Here is a 22,421-nt window from a genome sequence, read left to right as displayed (position 1 = left end):
CAGCTTTCGATACAGCGCTGTATCGGATACACCTGTGTATCGTAACCCTTGAACCCGTACAGATCACGTGATCCGTACGAGATCACCCGGTAGGTACGGTTCGCAGCGGGTGATCTCGTGCAGATCACGTGATGTGGTCGGGAGGGTGGGTGGTAGGGAGGGTGGGGCGGGGTATCGTCGGGCGATCGCTCGAGAGAGGGCGAGAAGGGATGCGGACATGACGAGCACCGTCGCACCTGCGCCGCGCCGGCGCGAGGCGACCCGGCAGCGACTGCTGGATGCAGCCGCCGAGGTCTTCGCCGAGGTCGGGCTGGCCGCGGCATCCGTCGAAGCCGTGTGCGAGCGGGCCGGCTTCACGCGCGGGGCCTTCTACTCCAACTTCGAGACCAAAGAGGAGCTGTTCCTGCAGCTGGCCGGGCAGGTCGCCCGCGGGCGCGTCGCCCAGGTGACCGAGCGCGTCGCCGAGCTCGAGCAGCAGGGCGCGCTCGCCGCGGCGCCCGCGGACCCGCTGGCGATCCTGCAGCAGGTGCTGGACGTGTCGGCCGACGACCGGCTGGGCGTGCTGCTGATGAGCGAGATCCGCATCCACGCCTTGCGGACGCCCGAGCTCGCCGCCGCCTTCCTGGCGCAGGAGGACGAAATGCTCGGCAGCGTCGCCCAGATCATCGAGGACATCGCCCGCGCGGGCGCGCTCCGCTTCCGCCTGCCGGCGCGGGAGGCCGCCCGGCTCATGCTGACGGTGTGGCAGGAGACCTCGGTGCGCGCGGTGATGGAGGGCCTGGACCACGCCGAGATGTGCCGCCGCACCAACGGCGAACTCGCTGCCGTCGCCCGGCTGCTGCTGGTCGAGGCCTGAAGTCAGCCCACCCGGCCGTCACCCGGGCGCGCGACCCGCAGCCACAGGTAGCCGTACGCGGGCAGCTCGAACGTCACGCGGCCGCGCCCTTCGAGCTCGTAGCGCTCGGGGCCGAGCAGGTTCGACAGCGCGGTGCTCTCGGGCTCCTCGGGCAGCGACAGCGTGATCGAGGCCGGCACGTCGGTGAAGTTGTGGACGGCGACGAAGCGTCCGACGTCCGCGGTCAGCGAGTGGGCGAGGACGCCGGCGGCGTCGTGCTCGAGCAGCTCGAGCTCGCCCCAGCCGATCTCGGGCGAGATCCGGTAGCGGGCGGCGAGGGTGCGGATGAACTGCAGCAGCGAGTCGTCGTCCTCGAGCTGCGCCGCGACGTTCACGTGCAGTGGCGCGTAGCCGTCGGCCGGCGGCGCGGCGGCCAGCCGCGAGGGCGCCGCCGACGAGAAGCCGCCGTTGCGCCCGGCATCCCACTGCATGGGGGTGCGGACGGCGAGCCTGCCCTTCAGGTCGATGTTCTCGCCCATGCCGATCTCTTCGCCGTAGAACAGCACGGGCACCCCGGGCAGCGAGAACAGCAGGCTGTAGACCATGCGGATGCGGCGGGGATCGCCGCCCAGCATCGGGGGCAGCCGCCGCGTGATGCCGCGGCCGTACACCCGCTGCCGCTCATCGGGGGCGAACGCCTCGAACACCTCGTCGCGCTCGGCGTCGCTGAGCTTGTCCAAGGTCAGCTCGTCGTGGTTGCGCACGAAGTTGGCCCACTGCGCGTCGTCGGGGATCGCCGGCCGGGAGCGCAGCGCCTTCACCAGGGGAGCGGGGTCGGAGCGCGCCAGCGACAGGTACAGCGCCTGCATCCCGATGAAGTCGAACTGCAGCGTGAGCTCGTCGCCCGCCCCGGCGCCGAAGTAGTCCAGCTGCTCGCGGTAGGGCAGGTTGACCTCGCCGAGCATGACCGCCTCGCTCGAGCGGCGCTGCAGAAAGCGGCGGATGTCCCGCAGGTACTCGTGCGGGTCGCCCATGTGCTCGCCCTCGGGAACCTCGAGCAGGAACGGCACCGCGTCCACGCGGAAGCCCGAGATGCCCAGCTGCAGCCAGAAGCCGACCGTCTTGGCGATCTCGTCGCGCACGCGCGGGTTGGCGATGTTCAGGTCGGGCTGGTGGGAGTAGAAGCTGTGCAGGTAGTACTGGCCGCTCCGCTCGTCCTTCTCCCACAGCGTCGACTCCTCGCCGGGGAAGACGGCGTTGACGTTGTTAGCCGGCGGCTCGTCGCGCCACACGTAGAAGTCGCGGTAGGGGGAGTTCACCGAGCGCCGCGCGGCGACGAACCACGGATGCCGGTCGGAGGTGTGGTTGACGACGAGGTCGACGATCACGCGCATGCCGCGGTCGCGGGCCGTGCGCACGACCTCGACCAGATCGCCGTGGCTGCCCAGTCTCGGGTCGACGCCGTAGAAGTCGGTGACGTCGTAGCCGTCGTCGCGGTCCATCGTCGGATAGAACGGCATGAGCCACAGGCACGTCACCCCGAGGTCGGCGAGGTAGTCGATGCGGCGGGCGAGCCCCTGCAGGTCGCCCACGCCGTCGCCGTCGGCGTCGAAGTAGGTCTCGACGTCGAGGCAGTACACCACCGCCGTCTTCCACCACAGGTCCGAGGTGTCGGTGATCTTCACAGTGCGCTCCGAAGCGCCGGCACGAGCACCTCGCGCGCGGCGTCGAGGTACGGTCGCTGGTCCTTGCCGACGTGGTGCACGAACACGCGGTCGAAGCCCAGCGCCACCCGCTCGGCGATCCGCTCGGCCAGGGCCGCCGGGTCGTCGTCGACGAGCACCGCCTCGCGCAGCTGCTTCTCGTCGGGATCCTCGGTCAGGGCGTCGAAGTCCTCGGGCTGCTCGAGGTCCCACGCGAGCGGCGAGCCGATGAGGCCGTTGCGCCACTGGTCCTTCGCGAGGGCGAGCGCCTCGGCGTGGGTGTCCGCCAGGCTGACGTGCACCTGCAGGACGCAGGGGCCGGTGCCCCCGGCATCCCGGTACGCCGCCACGACGTCCCGCAGGGCGTCGATCGGCTGGGCCACCGTGGCAAGGCCGTCGACCTTGCCGGCCAGCCACCCCGCCGTCTCGGCGCTGACGGCCGTTCCCAGCAGCGGCGGCGGGGTCTCGGGGCGGGACCACACCCGCGCGCGGTGCACGCGGACGGTGCCGTCGAATGTGACGTCGTCGCCGTCGAGCAGGCGCCGGATGATCGTCAGGGAGTCCGCCAGCCGCGCGTTGCGCTCCCGCTTGCTCGGCCACGGGTCGCCGGTGACGTGCTCGTTCATGGCCTCGCCGCTGCCGAGCGCCGCCCAGAACCGTCCCGGGAACATCTCTTCGAGCGTCGCGATCGCCTGGGCGATGATCGCCGGGTGGTAGCGCTGCCCGGGGGCGTTGACGACGCCGATCGGGAAGGACGTCGAGGCCAGGGCAGCGCCCAGCCACGACCACGCGAACCCCGATTCGCCCTGCCGGACGCCCCACGGAGCGAGGTGGTCGGAGCACATCGCCCCGTCGAATCCGGCGCGCTCGGCCCCGATGACCGAGGTCAGCAGCGTGCTCGGGGGGAGCTGTTCGTGCGAGGCGTGGTACCCGATGAAGACCATGCCCCCGAGTGTGCGCGGGCGCCGAGGCGCCCGGCAACCACTTGCGTCCGGGCGGCGGCGTGCCTTATGGCCGGATGCCGGTGAGGTGCGTCAGGCAGCGCTCGACGCGGGCGAGCCACCACTGGCGGCGCGCGGCGGGGGCGGCGTGGCGTGCGAGCAGCTGCGGGTCGACGTCGACGCGGCCGACGGGGAGCGCGCCCGCCCGCGGCACGAGCGGCGCCGCGGTGACGTCGGCCGCGAGGAGCGACCCGGTTCCCAGACCGCAGTCGTAGTCCAGCTCGGGCAGCGCGGCGGCGAGGGCGACGCCCATCGACAGGCCCACCGAGGTGTCCAGAGCGCTGGAGACCACGGCCGGCAGCCCCGCGTCGGCGACGATCCGCAGCGCTCGCCGCACCCCGCCGAGGGGCTGCGCCTTCACCACCAGCAGATCCGCGGCGCCGGCGCGGGCGACCAGCAGGGGGTCGGCCGCTTTGCGCACGCTCTCGTCGGCGGCGACGGGGATCCCCAGCCGCGCGATCCGCGCCCGCAGCTGCGCGAGCTCGTCGACGGTGGCGCAGGGCTGCTCGACGTACTCGAGGTCGAACTCCTCCATCGCCCGGACGGCGTGCTCGGCCTCGTCGAGGTTCCACCCGCCGTTCGCGTCCAGCCGCACGCGGCCCTCGGGCCCGAGTGCTTCGCGCACGGCGCGGACGCGGGCGACGTCGTCGGCGAGGATCTGCCCGGGCTCGGCGACCTTGACCTTCGCGGTGCGGCAGCCGTCGAAGCGGGCGAGGACGCCCGGGACGGATGCCGCCGGCACGGCGGGCACGGTGGCATTGACCCGGATGATCTCGCGGCGGGGCGCCGGCTGCGGCATCCACCCGAAGTCGATCGCCGCGGCCAGCCACGACGACGCCTCGGCGTCGTCGTACTCGGTGAACGGCGAGAACTCCGTCCAGCCCTCGGGGCCGTCGATGAGCACCGCCTCGCGCACCTCGATGCCGCGGAAGCGGGTCGCCAGCGGCAGCACGACCACGTGGACGAGTTCGCGCAGCTCGTCGAACGAGGGGAGGGCGACGGTGCTCACGAGTCCATCCTGCCCGCGCCCGCCGCTCCCGCGCGAACCTAGGCTGGATCCCATGCTTCTCGACACCCCCGTGCGCCTCGGCGTGCAGATCCAGCCCCAGCACGTGACCTACCCGCAGATCCGCGACGCGGTGACGCGGCTGGAGGACATGGGGGTGGACATCCTGTTCAACTGGGACCACTTCTTCCCGCTGTCGGGCGACCCCGACGGCCTGCACTTCGAGTCCTGGACGATGCTGGGAGCGTGGGCGGAGCAGACCGAGCGGGTCGAGTTCGGCGCGCTGGTCAACTGCAACAGCTACCGGGGCGCCGACCTGCAGGCCGACATGGCCCGCACGATCGACCACATCTCGGCGCGCGGCGGCGACGCCGGTCGCTTCATCTTCGGCACCGGCTCGGGCTGGTTCGAGAAGGACTACGCCGAGTACGGCTACGAGTTCGGCACGGCCGGGTCGCGCCTGGACGACCTCGCCGAGGGCCTGCGGCGCATCGAGGCGCGATGGGACGCGCTCAACCCCGCACCCACCCGCCGCATCCCCGTCATGATCGGCGGCAAGGGCGAGCAGAAGACACTGCGGCTGGTAGCCCGCCACGCCGACATCTGGCACAGCTTCGTCCGGCCCGAAGAGCTGCCCGGCAAGCTGGACGTCATCCGCCGCTGGGCCGAGAAGGAGCAGCGCGACACCGCCGACCTCGTCATCTCGAACGAGCTGCAGCGCCGCGACGAGCACATCGCCGACGCGCTGTTCGAGGGCGGCACGCGCGTCTTCACGCTCGGTTTCCCGGGGCCGGACTTCGACTACGGCGTCGTCGCGCGCTGGCTGGCGTGGCGCGACGCCAAGAACGGCGTGTGAAACGGCGTCGCCCCATGACGCCCGGCTCCGGATGCCGGCATCCGCGCCATTAGAATCGCGCGGGTGACCGGCACCGCCCCCGCCCCCCGTTTCGCCCTCGACATCGAGGGCGTGCCGCGACCCGCCCGCGCGCAGGCGCTGCTGGATGCCGTCGCCTCGCGGGTCGTCATCGCCGACGGCGCCATGGGCACGATGCTGCAGCGGCACGAGCCCACCCTCGAGGACTACCAGCAGCTCGAGGGCTGCAACGAGATCCTCAACGTCAGCCGCCCCGACATGATCGCGGCGATCCACGACGCCTACCTCGCCGTCGGGATCGACGCCGTCGAGACGAACACGTTCGGGGCGAACTGGTCGAACCTGTCGGACTACGACATCGACGACCGCATCCACGAGCTCGCCCAGGCGGGGGCGCGCATCGCGCGCGAGCGCGTCGAAGCCGCCGAGGCGGCCGACGGCCGGATGCGCTGGGTGCTCGGGTCGATGGGCCCGGGCACGAAGCTCCCGAGCCTCGGGCACACCACGTACGACCACCTGAAGCAGACCTTCGCGCTGCAGGCCGAGGGCCTCATCGACGGCGGCGCCGACGCGCTGCTGGTCGAGACCTCGCAGGATCTGCTGCAGACCAAGGCCGCCGTCAACGGCTGCAAGCAGGCGATCGTGAGCCGCGGCATCCGGCTGCCGATCTTCGTCGAGGTGACCGTCGAGACCACCGGCACCATGCTCATGGGCAGCGAGATCGGCGCGGCGCTGACGACGCTGGAGCCGCTGGGCGTCGACGCCATCGGCCTCAACTGCGCGACGGGTCCCGCCGAGATGAGCGAGCACCTGCGCCACCTGTCGAAGCACTCCACCGTCCCGATCGCGTGCATGCCCAACGCCGGGCTGCCGGTGCTGACCGCCGACGGCGCCCACTACCCGCTGACCCCCGCCGAGCTCGCCACGGCGCACGAGCAGTTCGTGCGCGAGTTCGGCCTGGGACTCATCGGCGGATGCTGCGGCACGACGCCCGAGCACCTCGCCGCCGTCGTCGAGCGGCTGGGCTCGCTCGAGACCCGCCCGGTCGTGGCGCGCGGCGTCACGGCCGAGCCGGGCGTCGCCTCGCTCTACCAGCACGTGCCGTTCGACCAGGACACCGCGTACCTCGCCATCGGGGAGCGCACCAACGCCAACGGATCCAAGGCGTTCCGCGAGGCGATGCTCGAGGGCCGGTGGGACGACTGCGTCGAGATCGCGCGCAACCAGATCCGGGTGGGCGCGCACCTGCTGGACGTGTGCGTGGACTACGTCGGCCGCGACGGCGTCGCCGACATCCGCGAGGTCGTCTCGCGCTTCGCCAGCGCCTCGACGCTGCCGCTCGTGATCGACTCCACCGAGCCCGCCGTGATCCGCGCGGGACTCGAGCTCATCGGCGGGCGGCCGGTGGTCAACTCCGTCAACTACGAGGACGGCGACGGGCCGGACAGCCGCTTCGGGCGCATCATGCCGCTGGTCAAGGAGCACGGCGCCGCGGTCATCGCCCTCACCATCGACGAGCAGGGCCAGGCCCGCACCGCCGACGACAAGGTGCGCATCGCCTCGCGCCTGGTCGACGCCCTCGTCGGCGAATGGGGGATGCGAGTCGAGGACATCATCGTCGACAGCCTCACGTTCCCCATCGCCACCGGGCAGGAGGAGACCCGGCGCGACGCGATCGAGACGATCGAGGCCATCCGCCGCATCACGGCGGCGTATCCCGGCATCCACACCACCCTCGGCGTCTCGAACGTGTCGTTCGGGCTCAACCCGGCGGCGCGGAGCGTGCTCAACTCGGTGTTCCTGCACGAGGCGGCGCAGGCGGGGCTGGACTCGGGCATCATCGACGCGGCGAAGATCGTGCCGCTGGCCTCGATCCCCGACGAGCAACGTCAGGTGGCGCTGGACCTGGTGTGGGACCGGCGCGAGTACGACGCCGACGGCAACATCACCTACGACCCCCTGGCGACGATGCTCGACCTGTTCGCCGGCGTGGACACCGCGGCGCTTCGCGACCAGCGCGCCGCGGAGCTGGCGGCGCTGCCGGTGGGGGAGCGCCTGGAGCGCCGCATCATCGACGGCGAGTCCAAGGGGCTCGAGGCCGATCTCGACCTTGCGCGCGCGGGCGGGCTGACGGCGCTCGAGATCATCAACGACCACCTGCTCGAGGGGATGAAGGTCGTCGGCGAGCGATTCGGATCGGGCCAGATGCAGCTGCCGTTCGTGCTGCAGTCGGCCGAGGTCATGAAGACCGCCGTCGCGCTGCTCGAGCCGTACATGGAGAAGAGCGAGGCCTCGGGCAAGGGCACGATCGTGCTGGCGACGGTGCGCGGCGACGTGCACGACATAGGCAAGAACCTCGTCGACATCATCCTCACCAACAACGGCTACGACGTGATCAACCTCGGCATCAAGCAGCCGATCGCCGACATCATCGCCGCCGCCGAGGAGCACCGCGCCGACGTCATCGGCATGTCGGGGCTGCTGGTGAAGTCCACGGTGGTGATGAAGGAGAACCTGCAGGAACTCACCGCACGCGGGCTCGGCACGAAATGGCCGGTGATCCTCGGCGGCGCCGCTCTCACCCGCGCCTACGTCGAGGACGACCTCGCGGGCCTGTTCGACGGCGAGGTGCGCTACGCCCGCGACGCGTTCGAGGGACTGGCGCTCATGGAGCCGCTGGTGAAGATCGCGCGCGGCGCCGACCCGGCGTCGGTGGGACTGCCGGAGCTGAAGAAGCGGCGTCACGCCGCCGGCTCCAAGCTCACCCTCACCGAGCCCGAGGCGATGCCGGAGCGCTCGGACGTGGCATCCGACAATGCCGTCCCGCAGCCGCCCTTCTGGGGCACGCGGATCGTCCGCGGCATCGCGCTGGCCGACTACGCCGCGTTCCTCGACGAGCGGGCGACCTTCATGGGCCAGTGGGGCCTCAAGCCCGGCCGCGGCGACGAGGGGCTGTCGTACGAGCAGCTCGTCGAGACCGAGGGTCGTCCGCGCCTGCGGTACTGGCTCGACCGCATCCTCGGCGAGGGGATGCTGGACGCCTCGGTCGCCTACGGGTACTTCCCCGTGGTGAGCGAGGGCGACGACGTGGTCGTCCTGCATCACGGCGACGACCCCGCCGGCGTCCTGGGGGTGCCGGGGCTGCTGGCGCCCGATGGCGGCTCGGGCGGCGCCGTGGGGTCGGAGCGGCTGCGCTTCCACTTCCCGCGGCAGCGGCGCGACCGCCACCTGTGCCTGGCGGACTTCGTGCGCTCGCGGCAGTCGGGCCAGGTCGACGTCCTGCCGGTGCAGCTGGTGACGGCAGGCGCCCGCATCGACGCGGTGACGGCGAAGCTCTTCGCCGAGGACAAGTACCGCGACTACTACGAGCTCAACGGCCTCGTGATGCAGCTGACCGAGGCGCTGGCGGAGTTCTGGCACGCGCGCGTGCGCTCCGAGCTGGGGCTCGCGGGCGAGGATCCGGCCGACGTGGCGGGGCTGTTCAAGCTCGAGTACCGCGGCGCGCGCTTCTCACTCGGCTACCCGGCGTGCCCCGACATGGAGGACCGCCGGAAGGTCGTGGAGCTGCTGCGGCCCGAGCGGATGGGGGTGGAGCTCAGCGACGAACTGCAGCTGCATCCCGAGCAGTCGACCGACGCCTTCGTGTTCCACCACCCCGAGGCCAAGTACTTCTCGGTGTGAGGCGGGGTGCCGGTCATGCGACCGACTCCCCGCACATGCCGCAGATGCCGGTCGAGGGCACCTCGACGAAGCAGTTCGGGCACACCGCCCTCGGGCGCTCGGCCGCGGGCGTGGGGCGGGGTGCGGCCGGTGAGCGGCGCGCGGCGGGCGCCTTGCGGGGCCGCGTCGCGGCGACGGCGCGGGCGGGGTCCGGCAGGCGCGGGGGCTGCGGCCGGTGGTCCAAGCAGTAGAACCGCACGAAGCCGGCGGGGTTCTTGGGGTGCGGGTGCTTGACGGCCCAGAGCTCCGTACGGGGACGCAGCGGGGCATCGGCCGGGCACGACGCGCAGCGGGTCGGCTCGCCGGGCATGACGTCGGATACGAGCACCGGGGTGTCGAAGGGGAGTCCGTCGCGCCAGTCCGAGGAGGTGGTGATCTTCATCCCGTCAAGCTTGACACGTCCGCCGGAGTGCGTGGGCTCGCCCGCCTCGCCGAGGGCCCCGCGAGCGGCGTCGCGGGCGTGGCGCGCCGGAGCGCGGCGAGCACGGAGCGGCCGACGACGGCGATGCCGACGACCGTGGTGACCGCCCGCAGGGCGTCCCACGACGCCGACGACGTCACCAGGGAGTAGACGAGGAAGCTGCCGAGGTTCTGGGCCAGCGGAGCCCCGGCCTCGTACGAGATCGCCGTCCCGCCGCCGACGGCGAACGGCCAGAACCACAGGTTCATCACGAGCCCGAACGCGAAGGACGCCGCGACGCCGTAGCCGGCCAGCAGGACGACCTCGGCGAGGCCGCGCACGCGGCGGGGGAGCAGCCCCGCGCCGGCGGCCACCCACGCGCACGCGAACATCTGGAACGGTGTCCACGGCCCGATGCCGCCCCACACCAGCGACGACAGCGCGATCGTGAGAAGGCCCAGCAGCAGACCGAAGCGCGCGCCGAACGCCCGCCCCGCGAGGATCAGCAGGATGAACACCGCCTCGACCCCGCCGACGCCGGTGCCGACGATGCGGATGGCGGCGCCGATCGCGGCGAGCGTGCCGAGAAGGGCGAGGGTGTGCGCCGATCGCACCGACCCGTCGAGGGCCGCCAGGACCACCAGCGCCGCCAGTGGAGCGAGGGCGAGGGATGCCGCCGGCACGGCCGCCTGCGCCTGCGCGGGCACCGCGGCGGCGACGAGGGGCCACGCGAAGGCCGCGACGGCCACGAGGTTCGCGGCCGCGAGTGCCGGCACCGCCGCGATGCGTGCGGGCACCGAGAACCCGTGTCCGAACGCCGCCGCGATGCGGCCGGGCCGCGGCCGCGGCGGCGTGGCGCGCGGCGGGGGGGCGGCGGCCGGGCTCGCGTGTCCGTTCTCCGTCCCGAGCGACGTCCGCAGGCCGCCGGCGGGCTGCGGGCCACGCGCGGACTGCGTTCGGGCGCGGTGCAGGGCGCCGCCCGCCATCGGCAGGATGCGGGCGTCCACGGCCGCGGCGAAGTCCCGGTCGTGCGTGGCCAGCAGGACGGCGACGCCGTCGCCGGCGAGGCGCCGCACCGCCGACGCGACGAGCGCGCGGGCGCGGGGATCCAGGCCCCGCGTCGGCTCGTCGACCATGAGCACCCGCGGGGACCCGGCCAGCTGCACCGCCAGCGCCAGGCAGCGGCGCTCCCCGGCGGACAGATCGCGCGGATGCCGCATCCCGGCCTCGCCGAGCCCGTCCCGGTCCACCAGTGCCGCCCACCGCGCCGCCGTCGTCCCGCGGGGCAGGCGGTGGCGTCGATCGGTCCGCGCGCACTCCGCCGCGACCGTGTCGCACACGAACAGGTCGTCCGAGGAGTCCGGCACGAGCGCGACCCGCCGCCCCGTGCGGCCTCTCGCCGTGCGCGAGGGCGTCGCCTGCTCGCCGTCGACGACGACGTCGTCCCGCCGGCGGGGGAGGGCGAGCCGGTCGAGCAGGCTGGACTTGCCCGCGCCGTTCGGGCCGACGACGGCGACCACCTCTCCGGCGGCGACCGACAGCGTCGCCCGGTCGACGGCGATCCGCGCGCCGTGCGTCACCGTCAGCTCGTGCACCCGCAGGACTTCGCGCACCGGGGGCGCCGGCGTGGCATCGGGCGCGGCAGCCGGCGCGGCATCCGCCGCCCCGGCATCCTGCGTCCCGGCATCCGGCCCCGCCTCGTCCGGAGCCGCCGTTGTCACGCGCCCGTCGGCGACCTCGAGGCGACGGTCGGCGACGGCGGCGAGTCCCGCCACGCGGTGCTCGGCGACGACGACGCACACGCCGGCGCCGTGCGCGAGGGTGTCGAGCAGGTCGATGATCCGCGTCCGCATGGCGGGATCCAGGTCGGCGAGCGGCTCGTCCACCAGCAGCAGGATCGGGTGCTCCGAGACCGCTGCCGCGATGGCCACGAGAGTCGCCTCGCCGGCGGACAGTCCGGCGATCTCGCGATCGAGCAGCTCGGTGATGCCGACGCGCGCGGCGACCTCGGACACCCGTGCGCGCACGATCACCTCGGCGACGCCGCGGAGCTCCAGCGCCAGCCCGATCTCGTCGCGCACACGGGGGGTGGCGAAGCCGTCCCGCGGGTTCTGCAGCACGACGCCGACGAGGCGGGCGGTGTCGCGCGGGGGCAGGGTCGCCCGGTCGTGCCCGACGACGTCGAGGTCGCCGCGGGCGTCGCCGGCGTCCAGATGACCGTGCAAGCCGGCGAGGGCGCGCAGCAGCGTCGTCTTGCCGCCCCCGGTGGGGCCGGTGACGACGGTGAGGGTTCCGGGATCCAGCGCGACGTCTGCGACGACGAGACCGGATGCCGCGCCCCGGTGCCGCAGCACCACTCCGCGTGCCACGACCGGCGCCTCGCACGCGCCGTCGGCGCCCGTGCCGCCGAGCCCGCGCAGCTCGAGCGCCGCCGCCAGCGCGGTCGCCCGTTCCAGCGTCCGCTCCAGGATGGGCGTCAGCATCCTCACGCCGCCGCGCCCGCCGCGCAGCCGCTGGGCGCGACGCACCGCGCGCACCGCCGCGGCGAGGGCGGGAAGGGTCGCCCACGCCACCGCGAGCGTGCGCGCGATGCCGCGGAGCGGTCCCCGCCGGCCGCCGCGGGCGAGCAGGCGCGGCAGGTCGACGAGGGCGTTGAGCAGCCCGAAGGCGAGGATCGTCAGGGCGATCGGCAGTGCGCCGGAGACGGCATCCGTCACGCCGTCGAGGGTCGCCCGCCCCAGCAGCACCACGTGCCCGAACGGGTCGGGCAGGCGCACCGCGGGCAGGTCCCACAGCACCGGTCCCGTGCCGTCGGCGCCGTGGAAGACCACGCGGTAGACGACCCGCACCGCCACGAACGCGGCGGCGAGGGTCGCGGCGGCGCGAAGCGGTGCGGGTCGGAGCGTCATGACGTCATGCGGTGGGCGCCGCCGGCTCGCCGTTCAGCGTGAACAGCAGCTCGACGGCGTCGCCGGGCTCGAGCTCGAGGGTCGACAGGCCCTCCTGCGCGTAGTCCCATTCGCCGCCGGCGGGCTTGACCCACACCGACCAGTACGCGAAGGCGGCGGGCATCGTCGTGCACTTCTCGAAGTACTCCGTGCCGTCCTCGGCGACGATCGCCTGGTCCTCGGCGGGCACGCCGTTGACGCGGCAGACGACCTGATCGCCGTATTCGTCGGTGCCCTCGGTGGCGACGTCGGCGGCCGCGAGCGCGTCCGCGGCGATGATCGGCTCGTCGGCGGGGACGCACCACGCACCGGCGGGGGAGTCCTCGGCCTCGAGGTCGCCCGTCTCGACCACGACGGCGACGCCGGCGCACTCGCCCTCGGCAGAGGGCGCTGCGGCGGGCGACGAGGTGGTCTGGGGGGACGGGGAGGGCGAACAGGCGGCCAGGGTCAGCAGGGCTGCGGCGGCTGCGGCCGCGGCGAGGGTGCGCAGAGTCGAAGTCACCGGTCCAGGGTAGGGCGGCGGCGCCGGTCGCCGCGGCCGCATGACGCTCCGCGTCGGAGCCCCGCGCCATAGGCTGTGCGGGTGAGCGTTTCCGAGCTGTTCGACGAGAACGAATGGATGCCGGCACCCGGCGCCGAGGGCTACACCGACATCACGGCGCACGTCTCGACCGACGGCCGGATCGCGCGCATCGCCTTCGACCGGCCCGAGGTGCGCAACGCCTTCCGCCCGCACACCGTGGACGAGCTCTACCGGGCGCTCGATATCGCGCGGCAGGACCCGCGCATCGGCGTGGTCCTGCTCACCGGCAACGGCCCGAGCCCCAAGGACGGCGGCTGGGCGTTCTGCTCCGGCGGCGACCAGCGCATCCGCGGGCGGGCGGGATACGAGTACGCCCCCGCCGAGGGCTCCGATGCCCCGGCCGTCGCCCCGGCCGGGGGCGCCGAGGCCGCCGCGGCGCGGCTCGGCCGCCTGCACATCCTCGAGGTCCAGCGCCTCATCCGCTTCATGCCGAAGGTCGTCATCGCCGTCATCCCCGGCTGGGCCGCCGGCGGCGGGCATTCCCTGCACGTGGTGTGCGACCTGTCGATCGCCAGCGCCGAGCACGGCCGGTTCAAGCAGACCGACGCGGACGTCGGGTCGTTCGACGCCGGCTACGGCTCGGCGTACATGGCCCGCCAGGTGGGCCAGAAGATCGCGCGCGAGGTGTTCTTCCTCGCCGAGGAGTACTCCGCCGAGCGCGCCTACGAGATGGGCGCCGTGAACCGCGTCGTGCCGCATGCCGAGCTCGAGCGCGAGGCGGTGGCGATGGCCCGCACGATCCTGACGAAGTCGCCGACGGCGATCCGCATGCTGAAGTTCGCCTTCAACGCCGTGGATGACGGGCTGGTGGGGCAGCAGGTGTTCGCCGGCGAGGCCACGCGACTGGCCTACGGCACCGACGAGGCCGTCGAGGGCCGCGACTCGTTCCTGCAGAAGCGCGATCCCGACTGGTCGCCGTACCCCTGGCACTACTGATGCGGCTGCATCCCGTCGTCGACGACGACCCGCGCGCGATCGTCCAGGCGCTGCGGGCCGTGTTCGCCGGAACCGGTCCCGCGCTGTCGCTGGGTCTCACCGGCGACGAGCCGGGCGAGGTGCCCGACGGGACGGCGGTGGTCGTCACCACCTCGGGGTCGACGGGCGTCCCCAAGAGCGTCCTGCTGACCGGCGACGCGCTCGCCGCCAGCGTGCAGGCGACCGGACGGCGCATCGGCGAGGGCAACTGGCTGCTCGCGCTCCCCGCCGCCTACGTCGCGGGGCTGCAGGTGCTCGTCCGCTCGATCCTCGCCGGCCACGACCCGGTGCTGCCCGACGGGCCCTTCACCCCGGCGAGCTTCACCGCCGCGGCCGCCGCGATGACGGCATCCGGTCAGCCGCCCGCGTACACCTCGCTCGTGCCGGCGCAGCTGGCCCGGCTGCTGGACGCGGCCGAGTCAGACGAGGCGGTCGCGCAGGCGCTGCGCTCGTTCGAGCGCATCCTCGTCGGCGGTCAGGCCATGCCCGCGGCGCTTCTCGAGCGAACGGATGCCGTCGGCGCGAGGATCGCGCGCACCTACGGGGCGACCGAGACGTGCGGGGGGTGCGTCTACGACGGCGTGCCGCTGGACGGGGTCCGGCTGGACATCGTGGACGGCGAGGTGCGGATCGCCGGGCCAATGCTCGCCGCCGGCTACCTGGGCGAGCCGGAGCGCACCGAGCAGACCTTCCCGCGCGACGCCGACGGGACCCGGTGGTACCGCACCGGGGATGCCGGGCTCCTCGAGGACGGCGTGCTGCGCATCCACGGGCGGCTGGACAACGTCATCGTCTCGGGCGGCGTGAACATCTCGCTCGATCGCGTCGAACGCGTCGTCCGCAGCGTCCCGGGGCTCGGCGAGGCCGTCGTCGTCGGCGTTCCCGACGACCGGTGGGGCGAGGCATCCGTCGTCGTCGCGCCGCGCGGCGAGGCGCTGCGCCGCAGCGAATCGGTCCAGCTCGACGAGGCTCGCCGCGCCGTCGCCGACGAGCTCGGGCCGTACGCGCGGCCGGCGCGCCTGGTGCTGGTCGACGAGATCCCGCTGCTGGCCTCGGGCAAGCCGGACCGCGATGCCGTGTCCCGGGCGGTCGCCGCGCTGCACTGATCCGGGCGGGCGGGATGCCGCGGGCGGGGGTCGTCGTAGGATGTGCACTCGTGGCAGGTCCCTCTCGCAAGCGCCCCCTTCCCTCGTCCGGCACCTCGCGCAACCGACCGCGCGGCAACCCGCAGAAGAAGGTCGTGGCGGCGCCGCGACGGGTCGAGCCGGCCACCCTGCGGGACTGGATCGGCGCGGCGCGCCTTCGCACCCTTCCCCTCGCGGTGACGCCGATCCTGATCGGCACGGGTGCGGCACTCCTCGTCACCGACGGCCTGCACTGGGTGCTGGCGCTGCTGTGCCTCGCCGTCGCGGTGGCGCTGCAGATCGGCGTCAACTACGCCAACGACTACAGCGACGGCATCCGCGGCACCGACGACCACCGCGAAGGTCCCGCCCGCCTCACCGCGTCGCGCAAGGCGAAGCCGCGCACCGTGCTCATCGTGGCGCTGTCGTTCTTCGCGATCGCCGCGATCGCGGGCCTCGTCCTGACGATCCGCACCCAGCAGTGGTGGCTGATCCTGGTGGGCGCCGCCTGCATCGCCGCCGCCTGGTTCTACACCGGCGGCAAGCGGCCCTACGGCTACGCGGGCCTGGGCGAGGTCTTCGTCTTCATCTTCTTCGGGCTCGTCGCCACGCTCGGCACGACGTGGGTGCAGTCCCTCGCCCTGCCGCAGGAGGCGTGGTTCGGCGCCGTCGCCGCGGGACTGCTCGCGTGCGCGGTGCTCGTGGCCAACAACCTGCGCGACATCGACCAGGACCGCGTGGCGGGAAAGCGCACGCTGTCGGTGCTCGCCGGACGCACCGGGTCGCGGTGGCTGTTCACGGCGTTCCTGCTCGTGCCGTTCGGGATCGCAGTGTGGCTGGCGCTGTTCTACCCGATCGCCTGGTTGACCCTGCTCGCGCTGCTGGCGGCGCTGCCGGCGGTCCTCATCGTGTGGACCTACCGCGTGCCGCGCGAGCTGCTCGTGGCCCTCGCGCTGGCGTCGCTGACCTCGGTCGCCTACGGCGCGCTGCTGTTCTGGGCGTTCGCGGGCTGACCGGCCCGGGCGTCAGTCCGCGTCGCGGCCGCGGTCCAGCGCGTCAGCGGCGGCGTCCTCGTCCGCGGCGTCGCGGGCCGCGCGGGAGCGCTCGGCGCGTGCGGCTGCGCGGCGCTCGGCCATGCCCGAGGTCACCTCGTCCAGCGGGCGGCGCAGGAACAGCAGCGACAGGCTCAGGCCGATGAGGGCGGCGAAGATCGCCGAGAGCCAGTACAGGTCGCGCCCGATCGGGGTGAGCATCAGCAGCCCGAAGGGCACCAGGAACGCCAGCAGGCGCAGCACCGTGTAGACCAGGACAGAGCGGATTCTCACCCCGACATCGTACGCGTGCCCGCCGGAGTCGGCGGCGGGCGTCGGTTGCGTCACGACCGGAGCGGGGGCTCGGCAGCGCGCCTAGGATGGATACGTGCCTCGGGTGCTGTTGATTCTGGCTCTGGTGGCGACCGCGTTCTGGGTCTTCACCATCGTCGACTGCGCCGTCCAGCCGGCCACCCGTCACCGCGGCGTCAGCAAGCCGATGTGGCTGCTCATCGTCATCCTGCTGCCGGTCCTCGGCGGGGTGCTGTGGCTGCTGGTGGGCCGCACCCGCGCCTCGACGCAGGCCGCCCGCCGTGCGCCGGACGACGACCCGGAGTTCCTCGGCCGCATCGGATCGGTCAGCGATCAGGACGAGCGCATCCGCCGGCTCGAAGAGGAGCTCGCCCAGCTGGACGCCGAGGACGACGACCCGCGGTGGAACCCGCCGGCTCCGCCGGGCCCCCGCACCCCGCCCGCGACCGGCGGGACCGCCGACGCCCCCGCGCGCGACATCGATCCCGATGACGATCCCCGCGGGCAGCGCGGAGCCCTCGGCTGATCGTGGTCGACGGATCGCCGGCGACCGACGCCGCCGCGGCCCTGCTCTGCCGCCTGGTGGAGCGCGGTGTCTCGCACGTCGTGCTGAGCCCCGGCTCGAGGTCGCAGGCGCTGGCTCTCATCGCCGCCGAGCTCGAGCGGCGGGGCGCGCTGCGACTGCACGTGCGCATCGACGAGCGCGTCGCCGGCTTCACCGCCCTCGGCATCGGGCGTGAGACGGGCCGCCCGGCGGCCGTGATCTGCACGTCGGGCACGGCCGTGGCCAACCTGTTGCCGGCGGTGCTCGAAGCCCATCATGCGGGGATGCCGTTGCTGCTGCTGACCGCCGATCGCCCGCCCGAGCTGCGGGGCGTCGGCGCCAACCAGACCACGCGCCAGCCCGGCATGTTCTCGGCCGCGACCCGGTACGAGACCGACCTCCCCGTGCCCGAGGCGACCGACGGCTCCGGCGACGGCGAGCAGAGCCTCATGCTGCGCGCCGTCGCCGACGAGGCCTACGACGCCGCCCTGGGAGCGGGGCTGTGGTCGCCGGGCCCCGTGCACCTGAACCTGCCGTACCGCGAGCCGCTGGCGGGCGCGCTGCCCGGCTGGCTGTCGGTGCCCTCGCGCGAGCTGTCGACGGCGGGGCCGGATCAGCCCCAGGACGCCGATGCGGCGGACGCCTCGGGCGCGCTCTACCAGGGCGGCGGCGGCATCGGCGAGTCCGACGTGCCCGCCGACCCCGACGACGACCCGTTCGTGCTCGAGCGCGGACCCCGCACCGTGGTCGTGGCCGGGGCCGACGCGGGGCCGGATGCCGAGACCCTGGCCCACGCCGGGACCTGGCCGCTGATCGCCGAGATCGTCAGCGGCGCCCGCTTCGGCCGCCTCGTCGTCCACGGCTACCGGCAGCTGCTGTCGGACCCGGACCTCGGCGGACGCATCGAGCGCGCCGTGGTGCTCGGCCACCCGACCCTCAGCCGCGAGGTCACCGCGCTGCTGTCCCGCCCGGACGTCGAGGTCGTGGCGGTGCGCGGTCCCGGCGAGCCCCTGAACCTCAACGGCGAGGCGATCGCCGTGGACACGGTGACCGTAGCCACCGGCGACCCCGACCGGGCGTGGGCCTCGGCGTGGATGGACGCCTCGCGCGCGGCATCCGTCGATCTGTCGGCGCCGGCTCCGGACGCCGCGGGACTGTCGTCGGCGGTGCCGGGCGAGCGGCTCGGGGCGATCGCCGAAGAGCTCGCGGTGCTGCGGGCGCCGCTGGATCGCGCCGCGCTCGTGGATGCCGTGTGGCGCGCGACGTGGCCGCACGACCGGCTGATGTTCGGGTCGTCGCGACTCGTGCGCGTCGCCGATGCGGTGCTCGGCGGCAAGCGGGTGCCGGTGCACGCCAATCGCGGCCTGGCGGGGATCGACGGCACCGTGGCCACCGCCACGGGCATCGCGCTGGCGAGCCAGCAGGACGGTGCGCCGGGGGTCACCAGGGTGCTCCTCGGCGACCTCGCGCTGCTGCACGACGTCGGCGCGCTGCTTCTGCCGCCTGCCGAGACCGAGCCGCGGCTCCAGGTGATCGTCGGCAACGACCGCGGCGGAACCATCTTCGACGGGCTCGAGGTGGCCGCCGTCGCCGGCGCCGAGGCGATGGACCGCGTGCTGCTGACCCCGCAGGACGTACGGCTCGAGCAGCTCGCGCTCGCCTACGGCTGGGAGTACAAGCGGGTGACCACGCGCGCGGCGCTCGACCAGGCCCTTACCGCTCCGGTGGGCGGCCGTCAACTCCTCGAGGTGCCTCTCGACCGCTGAGCCCGCGCGGGTCCATGATGTGCGGATGGGTACCAACGAGCACAAGCGCTGGACCGCGGACGTCTCCCGGCTGCTGCGCGTCGGCAGCGGCTTCATCCTGTCCGGCACCGACCCCGACGGCAGCCCCGGGTACGAGGGGAACAAGGCGGACGGAGTCGCGGACCTGGAGCGCGTGTCGGGCGAGCTCGAGGAGTACCAGGAGCGGCTGTACGCCGCCAGCCAGGCCGAGTCCACGCACGCCGCGGTGCTGCTGGTGCTGCAGGCGATGGACGGCGCCGGCAAGAGCGGCATCATCCGCCACGTCGTCGGCGCGGTCGACCCGCAGGGCGTGCAGATCTCGGCCTTCAAGAAGCCCACCGACGAGGAGCTCGAGCACGATTTCCTGTGGCGCATCCGCAAGCGCGTGCCCGAGCCCGGCGTGATCGGGGTCTTCGATCGCTCGCACTACGAGGACGTGCTGGTCGGCAAGGTGCGCGAGCTGGCCACCCCGAAAGAGATCGAGCGGCGCTACGACGCGATCAACGACTTCGAGGCCAAGCTCGTCGAATCCGGCACGCGCGTGGTCAAGGTCATGCTCCACATCTCGTACGAGGAGCAGCGCAACCGCCTGATGAAGCGCCTGAACCGCGCGGACAAGCACTGGAAGTACAACCCCGGCGACACCGAGGAGCGCAAGCTCTGGCCGCACTACATGTCGGCGTTCCAGACCATGCTGGAGCGGACGACCACGGATGCCGCGCCCTGGTACGTCGTGCCGGCCAACCACAAGTGGTACGCGCGGCTGGCCGTGCAGGGGCTGCTGCTCGAGGCGCTCGAGGACATCGATCCGCGGTGGCCCGCCGCCGACTACGACGTGGACGAAGAGAAGCGCAAGCTCGCCGCGACCTGAGCGCCGCTCAGGCGAGCGCGTCGACGATCGGCCGGAACTTCACGCGCGTCTCGACGAGCTCGGCCTCGGGGTCGCTGCCGGCGACGATCCCCGCGCCCGCGAACGCGCGCAGGCCGATCGTCGCGCGGTCGGCGTCGCCGGTGCCGGTGTCGAGGTCGATCTGGGCGCACCGCAGCGCGATCGCCCACTCCCCGTCGCCGTGCGCGTCGACCCAGCCGACGGGGCCGGCGTAGCGACCGCGGTCGAAGGGCTCCAGACGGCGGATGACCTCGAGCGCCGCGCGGGTCGGGGTGCCGGCGACGGCGGCGGTCGGGTGCAGGACGGCGACGAGGTCCAGCGCCGAGGCGTTGCCGGCGACGTCGCCCTCGACGTCGGTGGCCAGGTGCCACACGTTCGGCAGCTTCAGGGCGAACGGCTGCCCGCTGGCCGACAGGGCGGTGGTGTGGGGACGCAGGGCCCCCAGCACGCTCTGCACGGCGTACTGGTGCTCGTCGAGGTCCTTCGCCGAGGTCGACAGGGCGAGGGATGCCGCGACGTCGGCGTCCGCGTCCGCGCCGCGCGGCGTCGTGCCGGCCAGGACGCGGGCCGTCGCGACGCCCGCCGACACCGTCACGAGGGTCTCGGGGCTCGCCCCGATGAGGCCGTCGACGGCGTAGGACCACGTGTCGGGGTAGCCCGAGGCGAGGGCGCGGGCCAGACGCCGCAGGTCGGATCCGGCGGGGATGGTGCCGGCGAGGTCGCGCGCGAGCACGACCTTGCTCACGGTGCCCGCCTCGATGGCGGCGAGGCCGCCGCGGACGGCGCGCTGGTAGGCGGCGGGGTCCAGTGCGCCGGGCCCCAGCGTCGCCGACCAGTAGGGGCCCCAGGGCGCCGGGTCGGGCGCGCGCGGCGCCGGTTCGCCGGTCACGTGCACCGTGGTCCTCCAGAACCGCCCGGCGTGGCGGCCGATGACGACCTCGGGGACGATCAGGCGGCTGGACGATTCGGAGTGCGCGTCGAAGGCGAACGATCCGAAGGCCACGAGCCCCGTCCCGGGGAGCCCGAGCGGGTCGTCGACCTCGGCCGCCGCGGCGATCGCCCGCCACACGTCGGCGATCACGGGCGCGGTCGCACCCGCGGGCGGGGACCAGCGGTCCCTGCCGCCCACTCCGATGCGCAGCGCCTCGCCGGTGCCCACGAGGCCGTCCCCGCGACGCAGCCACACGAGCGGCCGGTCCGGGGAGGCGTGCTCCAGCAGGTCCTCGACGGGCTCGATCTCGCGGGTGACGGCGACCAGCCGCGGCGGGTGCGAGGAAGCCGGTTCGGTCACGGATCAAGCCTAGACTCGCCGCGTCGCACGCGGCCGCGCCGGCCGCCACCGGCTCGGGGCGCAATAGGCTGAACGGGTGACCCACCCCGACGCCGAGCGCCCCGAGCCGGGCACCCGTCTGCTGTTCCGGTGGCGCAAGTGGGACGGCGGGCCGCACTGGATCCACGAGTGCGTGTACCTCGGCTCGGACGAGTGGGGCGACTGGTTCGGGCAGCTGCCGGGATGGCACAGCTCGCGGCCGGGCCGCGACTTCGTGCCGCAGCATCCGAACGTCACGCTCATCCCGCCGTCGGGTGACTACGCCTACACGCACAACGCCGCCCCCCACCGCACGAAGGTCTACATCGACCTCGCGTGGGACGTGCGCTGGCAGGACGGCGAGCCGACCGGCATCGACATGGACCTGGACGTCGTCGAGCGCGAGGGTCAGGGCATCTACATCGACGACCGCGACGAATGGGACGACCACCGCGTGCGCTACGGCTACCCGGCGCAGGTGGTCGCGGCGCTCGATCAGCTGGCGGACGACCTGGAGCGTCGCGTGCGGGCGCGCGAGGCGCCGTTCGACCCGGCCACCGCCGATGCCTGGCTGGACCGGCTGGCCGCCCTCGGGCTGGGCCCCTCGCATCACTGACCGGGCATACACTCGTGGCGTGGACCCCCGCGACGACCAGCCCCAACGCGCCGACCTGCACAAGGACCCCGCGAGCGTCAGCGGCATGTTCGACGAGGTCGCGTCCGGCTACGACCGCACGAACACCGTGCTGAGCATGGGCAACGACAAGCTGTGGCGCGTGGCGACCACGCGGGCGGTCGATCCGCGCCCCGGGCAGCGCATCCTCGATCTCGCGGCGGGCACCGGGGCATCGAGCGTGTCGCTGGCGCGCAGCGGCGCGGACGTCGTCGCCGCCGATTTCTCGCCGGGCATGATCGCCGAGGGGCGGCGCCGGCATGGCGGCATCCCGAATCTGTCGTTCGTCGAGGCGGACGCCACGGCGCTGCCGTTCGAGGACGACTCCTTCGACGCCGCGACGATGTCGTTCGGCCTGCGCAACGTCAACGACCCGCGCGCCGCCCTGCGCGAGCTGCTGCGGGTGACCAAGCCCGGCGGGCGGCTGGTGATCTGCGAGTTCTCGCACCCGCCGTCGCCGGCCTTCAACGGGCTGTACCGCTTCTACAACGACCGCATCCTGCCCGTGGTGGCCAAGGCGGTCAGCTCCAACGCCGCCGCGTACGACTACCTCAACGAGTCCATCAAGGACTGGCCGGACCAGGAGAGGCTCGCGGCATGGATCCGCGAAGCGGGGTGGATCGGCGTGGCCCACCGCAACCTGTCGATGGGGATCGTCGCGCTCCACCGCGCGATGAAGCCGCCCACGGCCTGACGCCGGGTCACGGCGG

At 73.6% G+C, this 22,421-nt stretch carries 19 protein-coding genes; 11 read left to right on the top strand and 8 right to left on the bottom strand.

From position 1 onward, the window contains the following. Positions 1-217: 217 nt before the first annotated feature. Positions 218-856, top strand: coding sequence for a TetR/AcrR family transcriptional regulator (locus tag ACYVF4_RS05565; RefSeq protein ID WP_460720539.1), 639 nt, complete (start codon positions 218-220; stop codon positions 854-856). A 2-nt stretch (positions 857-858) separates the two neighbouring features. On the opposite strand, the gene ACYVF4_RS05560 is transcribed toward ACYVF4_RS05565, so the two are convergent. The 3 genes from ACYVF4_RS05560 to ACYVF4_RS05550 all read right to left on the bottom strand — a co-directional run bounded on the left by ACYVF4_RS05560 (position 859) and on the right by ACYVF4_RS05550 (position 4,548). Beyond that, on the bottom strand, positions 859-2,520 hold the full coding sequence (locus ACYVF4_RS05560) for an alpha-amylase family protein (protein ID WP_460720537.1): 1,662 nt from the start codon (positions 2,518-2,520) through the stop codon (positions 859-861). Next, on the bottom strand, positions 2,517-3,482 hold the full coding sequence (locus ACYVF4_RS05555) for a TIGR03885 family FMN-dependent LLM class oxidoreductase (protein WP_460720534.1): 966 nt from the start codon (positions 3,480-3,482) through the stop codon (positions 2,517-2,519). The genes ACYVF4_RS05560 and ACYVF4_RS05555 overlap by 4 nt, the downstream gene beginning before the upstream one ends. Positions 3,483-3,546: 64 nt before the next feature. Continuing rightward, the gene (locus ACYVF4_RS05550) at positions 3,547-4,548 is read right to left on the bottom strand and encodes an o-succinylbenzoate synthase (protein ID WP_460720532.1); all 1,002 of its coding nucleotides are present in this window, start codon (positions 4,546-4,548) and stop codon (positions 3,547-3,549) included. 52 nt (positions 4,549-4,600) lie between these two features. Between ACYVF4_RS05550 and ACYVF4_RS05545 the strand changes: the two genes are divergently transcribed. Next, on the top strand, positions 4,601-5,401 hold the full coding sequence (locus tag ACYVF4_RS05545) for an LLM class F420-dependent oxidoreductase (RefSeq protein ID WP_460720530.1): 801 nt from the start codon (positions 4,601-4,603) through the stop codon (positions 5,399-5,401). Between the two features lie 63 nt (positions 5,402-5,464). Continuing rightward, positions 5,465-9,100 (top strand): methionine synthase, encoded by a 3,636-nt coding sequence (gene metH, locus ACYVF4_RS05540; RefSeq protein ID WP_460720528.1) that lies wholly within the window; start codon positions 5,465-5,467, stop codon positions 9,098-9,100. Positions 9,101-9,113: 13 nt separating this feature from the next. On the opposite strand, the gene ACYVF4_RS05535 is transcribed toward metH, so the two are convergent. From ACYVF4_RS05535 to ACYVF4_RS05525, 3 genes are read right to left on the bottom strand one after another with little or no spacing between them, the layout of a single operon-like run. Continuing rightward, entirely contained in the window at positions 9,114-9,521 is a 408-nt protein-coding gene (locus ACYVF4_RS05535) for a glucose-6-phosphate dehydrogenase (protein WP_460720526.1), read from the bottom strand. Continuing rightward, a complete protein-coding gene (locus tag ACYVF4_RS05530; protein ID WP_460720524.1) occupies positions 9,518-12,448 on the bottom strand; it encodes an ATP-binding cassette domain-containing protein in 2,931 nt (976 codons plus the stop codon). Before ACYVF4_RS05530 ends, ACYVF4_RS05535 begins: the two co-directional genes overlap by 4 nt. Positions 12,449-12,452: 4 nt before the next feature. Continuing rightward, positions 12,453-12,989: a hypothetical protein gene (locus ACYVF4_RS05525; RefSeq protein WP_460720522.1), complete on the bottom strand. Its 537-nt coding sequence runs from the start codon at positions 12,987-12,989 to the stop codon at positions 12,453-12,455. 117 nt (positions 12,990-13,106) lie between these two features. Here ACYVF4_RS05525 and ACYVF4_RS05520 point away from each other — a divergent pair, with 117 nt between their 5' ends. Genes ACYVF4_RS05520 through ACYVF4_RS05510 form a run of 3 tightly spaced genes read left to right on the top strand, consistent with a single transcriptional unit; the run spans position 13,107 to position 16,182 of the window. Beyond that, complete coding sequence (locus ACYVF4_RS05520; protein ID WP_460720768.1) at positions 13,107-14,006, top strand: 1,4-dihydroxy-2-naphthoyl-CoA synthase; 900 nt, start codon at positions 13,107-13,109, stop codon at positions 14,004-14,006. After that, positions 14,006-15,151 carry an AMP-binding protein gene (locus ACYVF4_RS05515; protein ID WP_460720520.1) on the top strand — a complete coding sequence of 382 codons (1,146 nt, stop codon included), beginning with the start codon at positions 14,006-14,008 and terminating at the stop codon, positions 15,149-15,151. Before ACYVF4_RS05520 ends, ACYVF4_RS05515 begins: the two co-directional genes overlap by 1 nt. 50 nt (positions 15,152-15,201) lie before the next feature. Next, entirely contained in the window at positions 15,202-16,182 is a 981-nt protein-coding gene (locus tag ACYVF4_RS05510) for a 1,4-dihydroxy-2-naphthoate polyprenyltransferase (protein ID WP_460720518.1), read from the top strand. 12 nt (positions 16,183-16,194) lie between these two features. Here the strand turns inward: ACYVF4_RS05510 and ACYVF4_RS05505 are convergent, their stop codons facing one another. Further along, positions 16,195-16,494 carry a DUF4229 domain-containing protein gene (locus ACYVF4_RS05505; RefSeq protein WP_460720516.1) on the bottom strand — a complete coding sequence of 100 codons (300 nt, stop codon included), beginning with the start codon at positions 16,492-16,494 and terminating at the stop codon, positions 16,195-16,197. A gap of 94 nt (positions 16,495-16,588) precedes the next feature. Here ACYVF4_RS05505 and ACYVF4_RS05500 point away from each other — a divergent pair, with 94 nt between their 5' ends. The 3 genes from ACYVF4_RS05500 to ACYVF4_RS05490 are packed head-to-tail and all read left to right on the top strand — an operon-like array spanning position 16,589 to position 19,711. After that, positions 16,589-17,038, top strand: a complete 450-nt coding sequence (locus tag ACYVF4_RS05500; protein ID WP_460720514.1) for a PLDc N-terminal domain-containing protein — start codon at positions 16,589-16,591, stop codon at positions 17,036-17,038. Between the two features lie 2 nt (positions 17,039-17,040). Continuing rightward, the gene (gene menD / locus ACYVF4_RS05495; protein ID WP_460720512.1) at positions 17,041-18,822 is read left to right on the top strand and encodes a 2-succinyl-5-enolpyruvyl-6-hydroxy-3-cyclohexene-1-carboxylic-acid synthase; all 1,782 of its coding nucleotides are present in this window, start codon (positions 17,041-17,043) and stop codon (positions 18,820-18,822) included. 25 nt (positions 18,823-18,847) lie between these two features. After that, on the top strand, positions 18,848-19,711 hold the full coding sequence (locus tag ACYVF4_RS05490; RefSeq protein WP_460720510.1) for a PPK2 family polyphosphate kinase: 864 nt from the start codon (positions 18,848-18,850) through the stop codon (positions 19,709-19,711). Positions 19,712-19,718: 7 nt separating this feature from the next. On the opposite strand, the gene ACYVF4_RS05485 is transcribed toward ACYVF4_RS05490, so the two are convergent. Then, a complete protein-coding gene (locus ACYVF4_RS05485; RefSeq protein ID WP_460720508.1) occupies positions 19,719-21,020 on the bottom strand; it encodes an isochorismate synthase in 1,302 nt (433 codons plus the stop codon). Between the two features lie 76 nt (positions 21,021-21,096). Here ACYVF4_RS05485 and ACYVF4_RS05480 point away from each other — a divergent pair, with 76 nt between their 5' ends. Together ACYVF4_RS05480 and ACYVF4_RS05475 are read left to right on the top strand one after the other, a co-directional pair. Next, positions 21,097-21,654: a DUF402 domain-containing protein gene (locus tag ACYVF4_RS05480; RefSeq protein WP_460720506.1), complete on the top strand. Its 558-nt coding sequence runs from the start codon at positions 21,097-21,099 to the stop codon at positions 21,652-21,654. Between the two features lie 19 nt (positions 21,655-21,673). Then, on the top strand, positions 21,674-22,405 hold the full coding sequence (locus tag ACYVF4_RS05475; protein ID WP_460720504.1) for a demethylmenaquinone methyltransferase: 732 nt from the start codon (positions 21,674-21,676) through the stop codon (positions 22,403-22,405). Positions 22,406-22,421 lie beyond the last annotated feature (16 nt).

This window comes from Microbacterium aureliae (assembly GCF_054780155.1).
The sequence above is the reverse complement of the archived record's forward strand: the minus strand, read 5'-3'. Positions and strand labels throughout refer to the sequence as shown.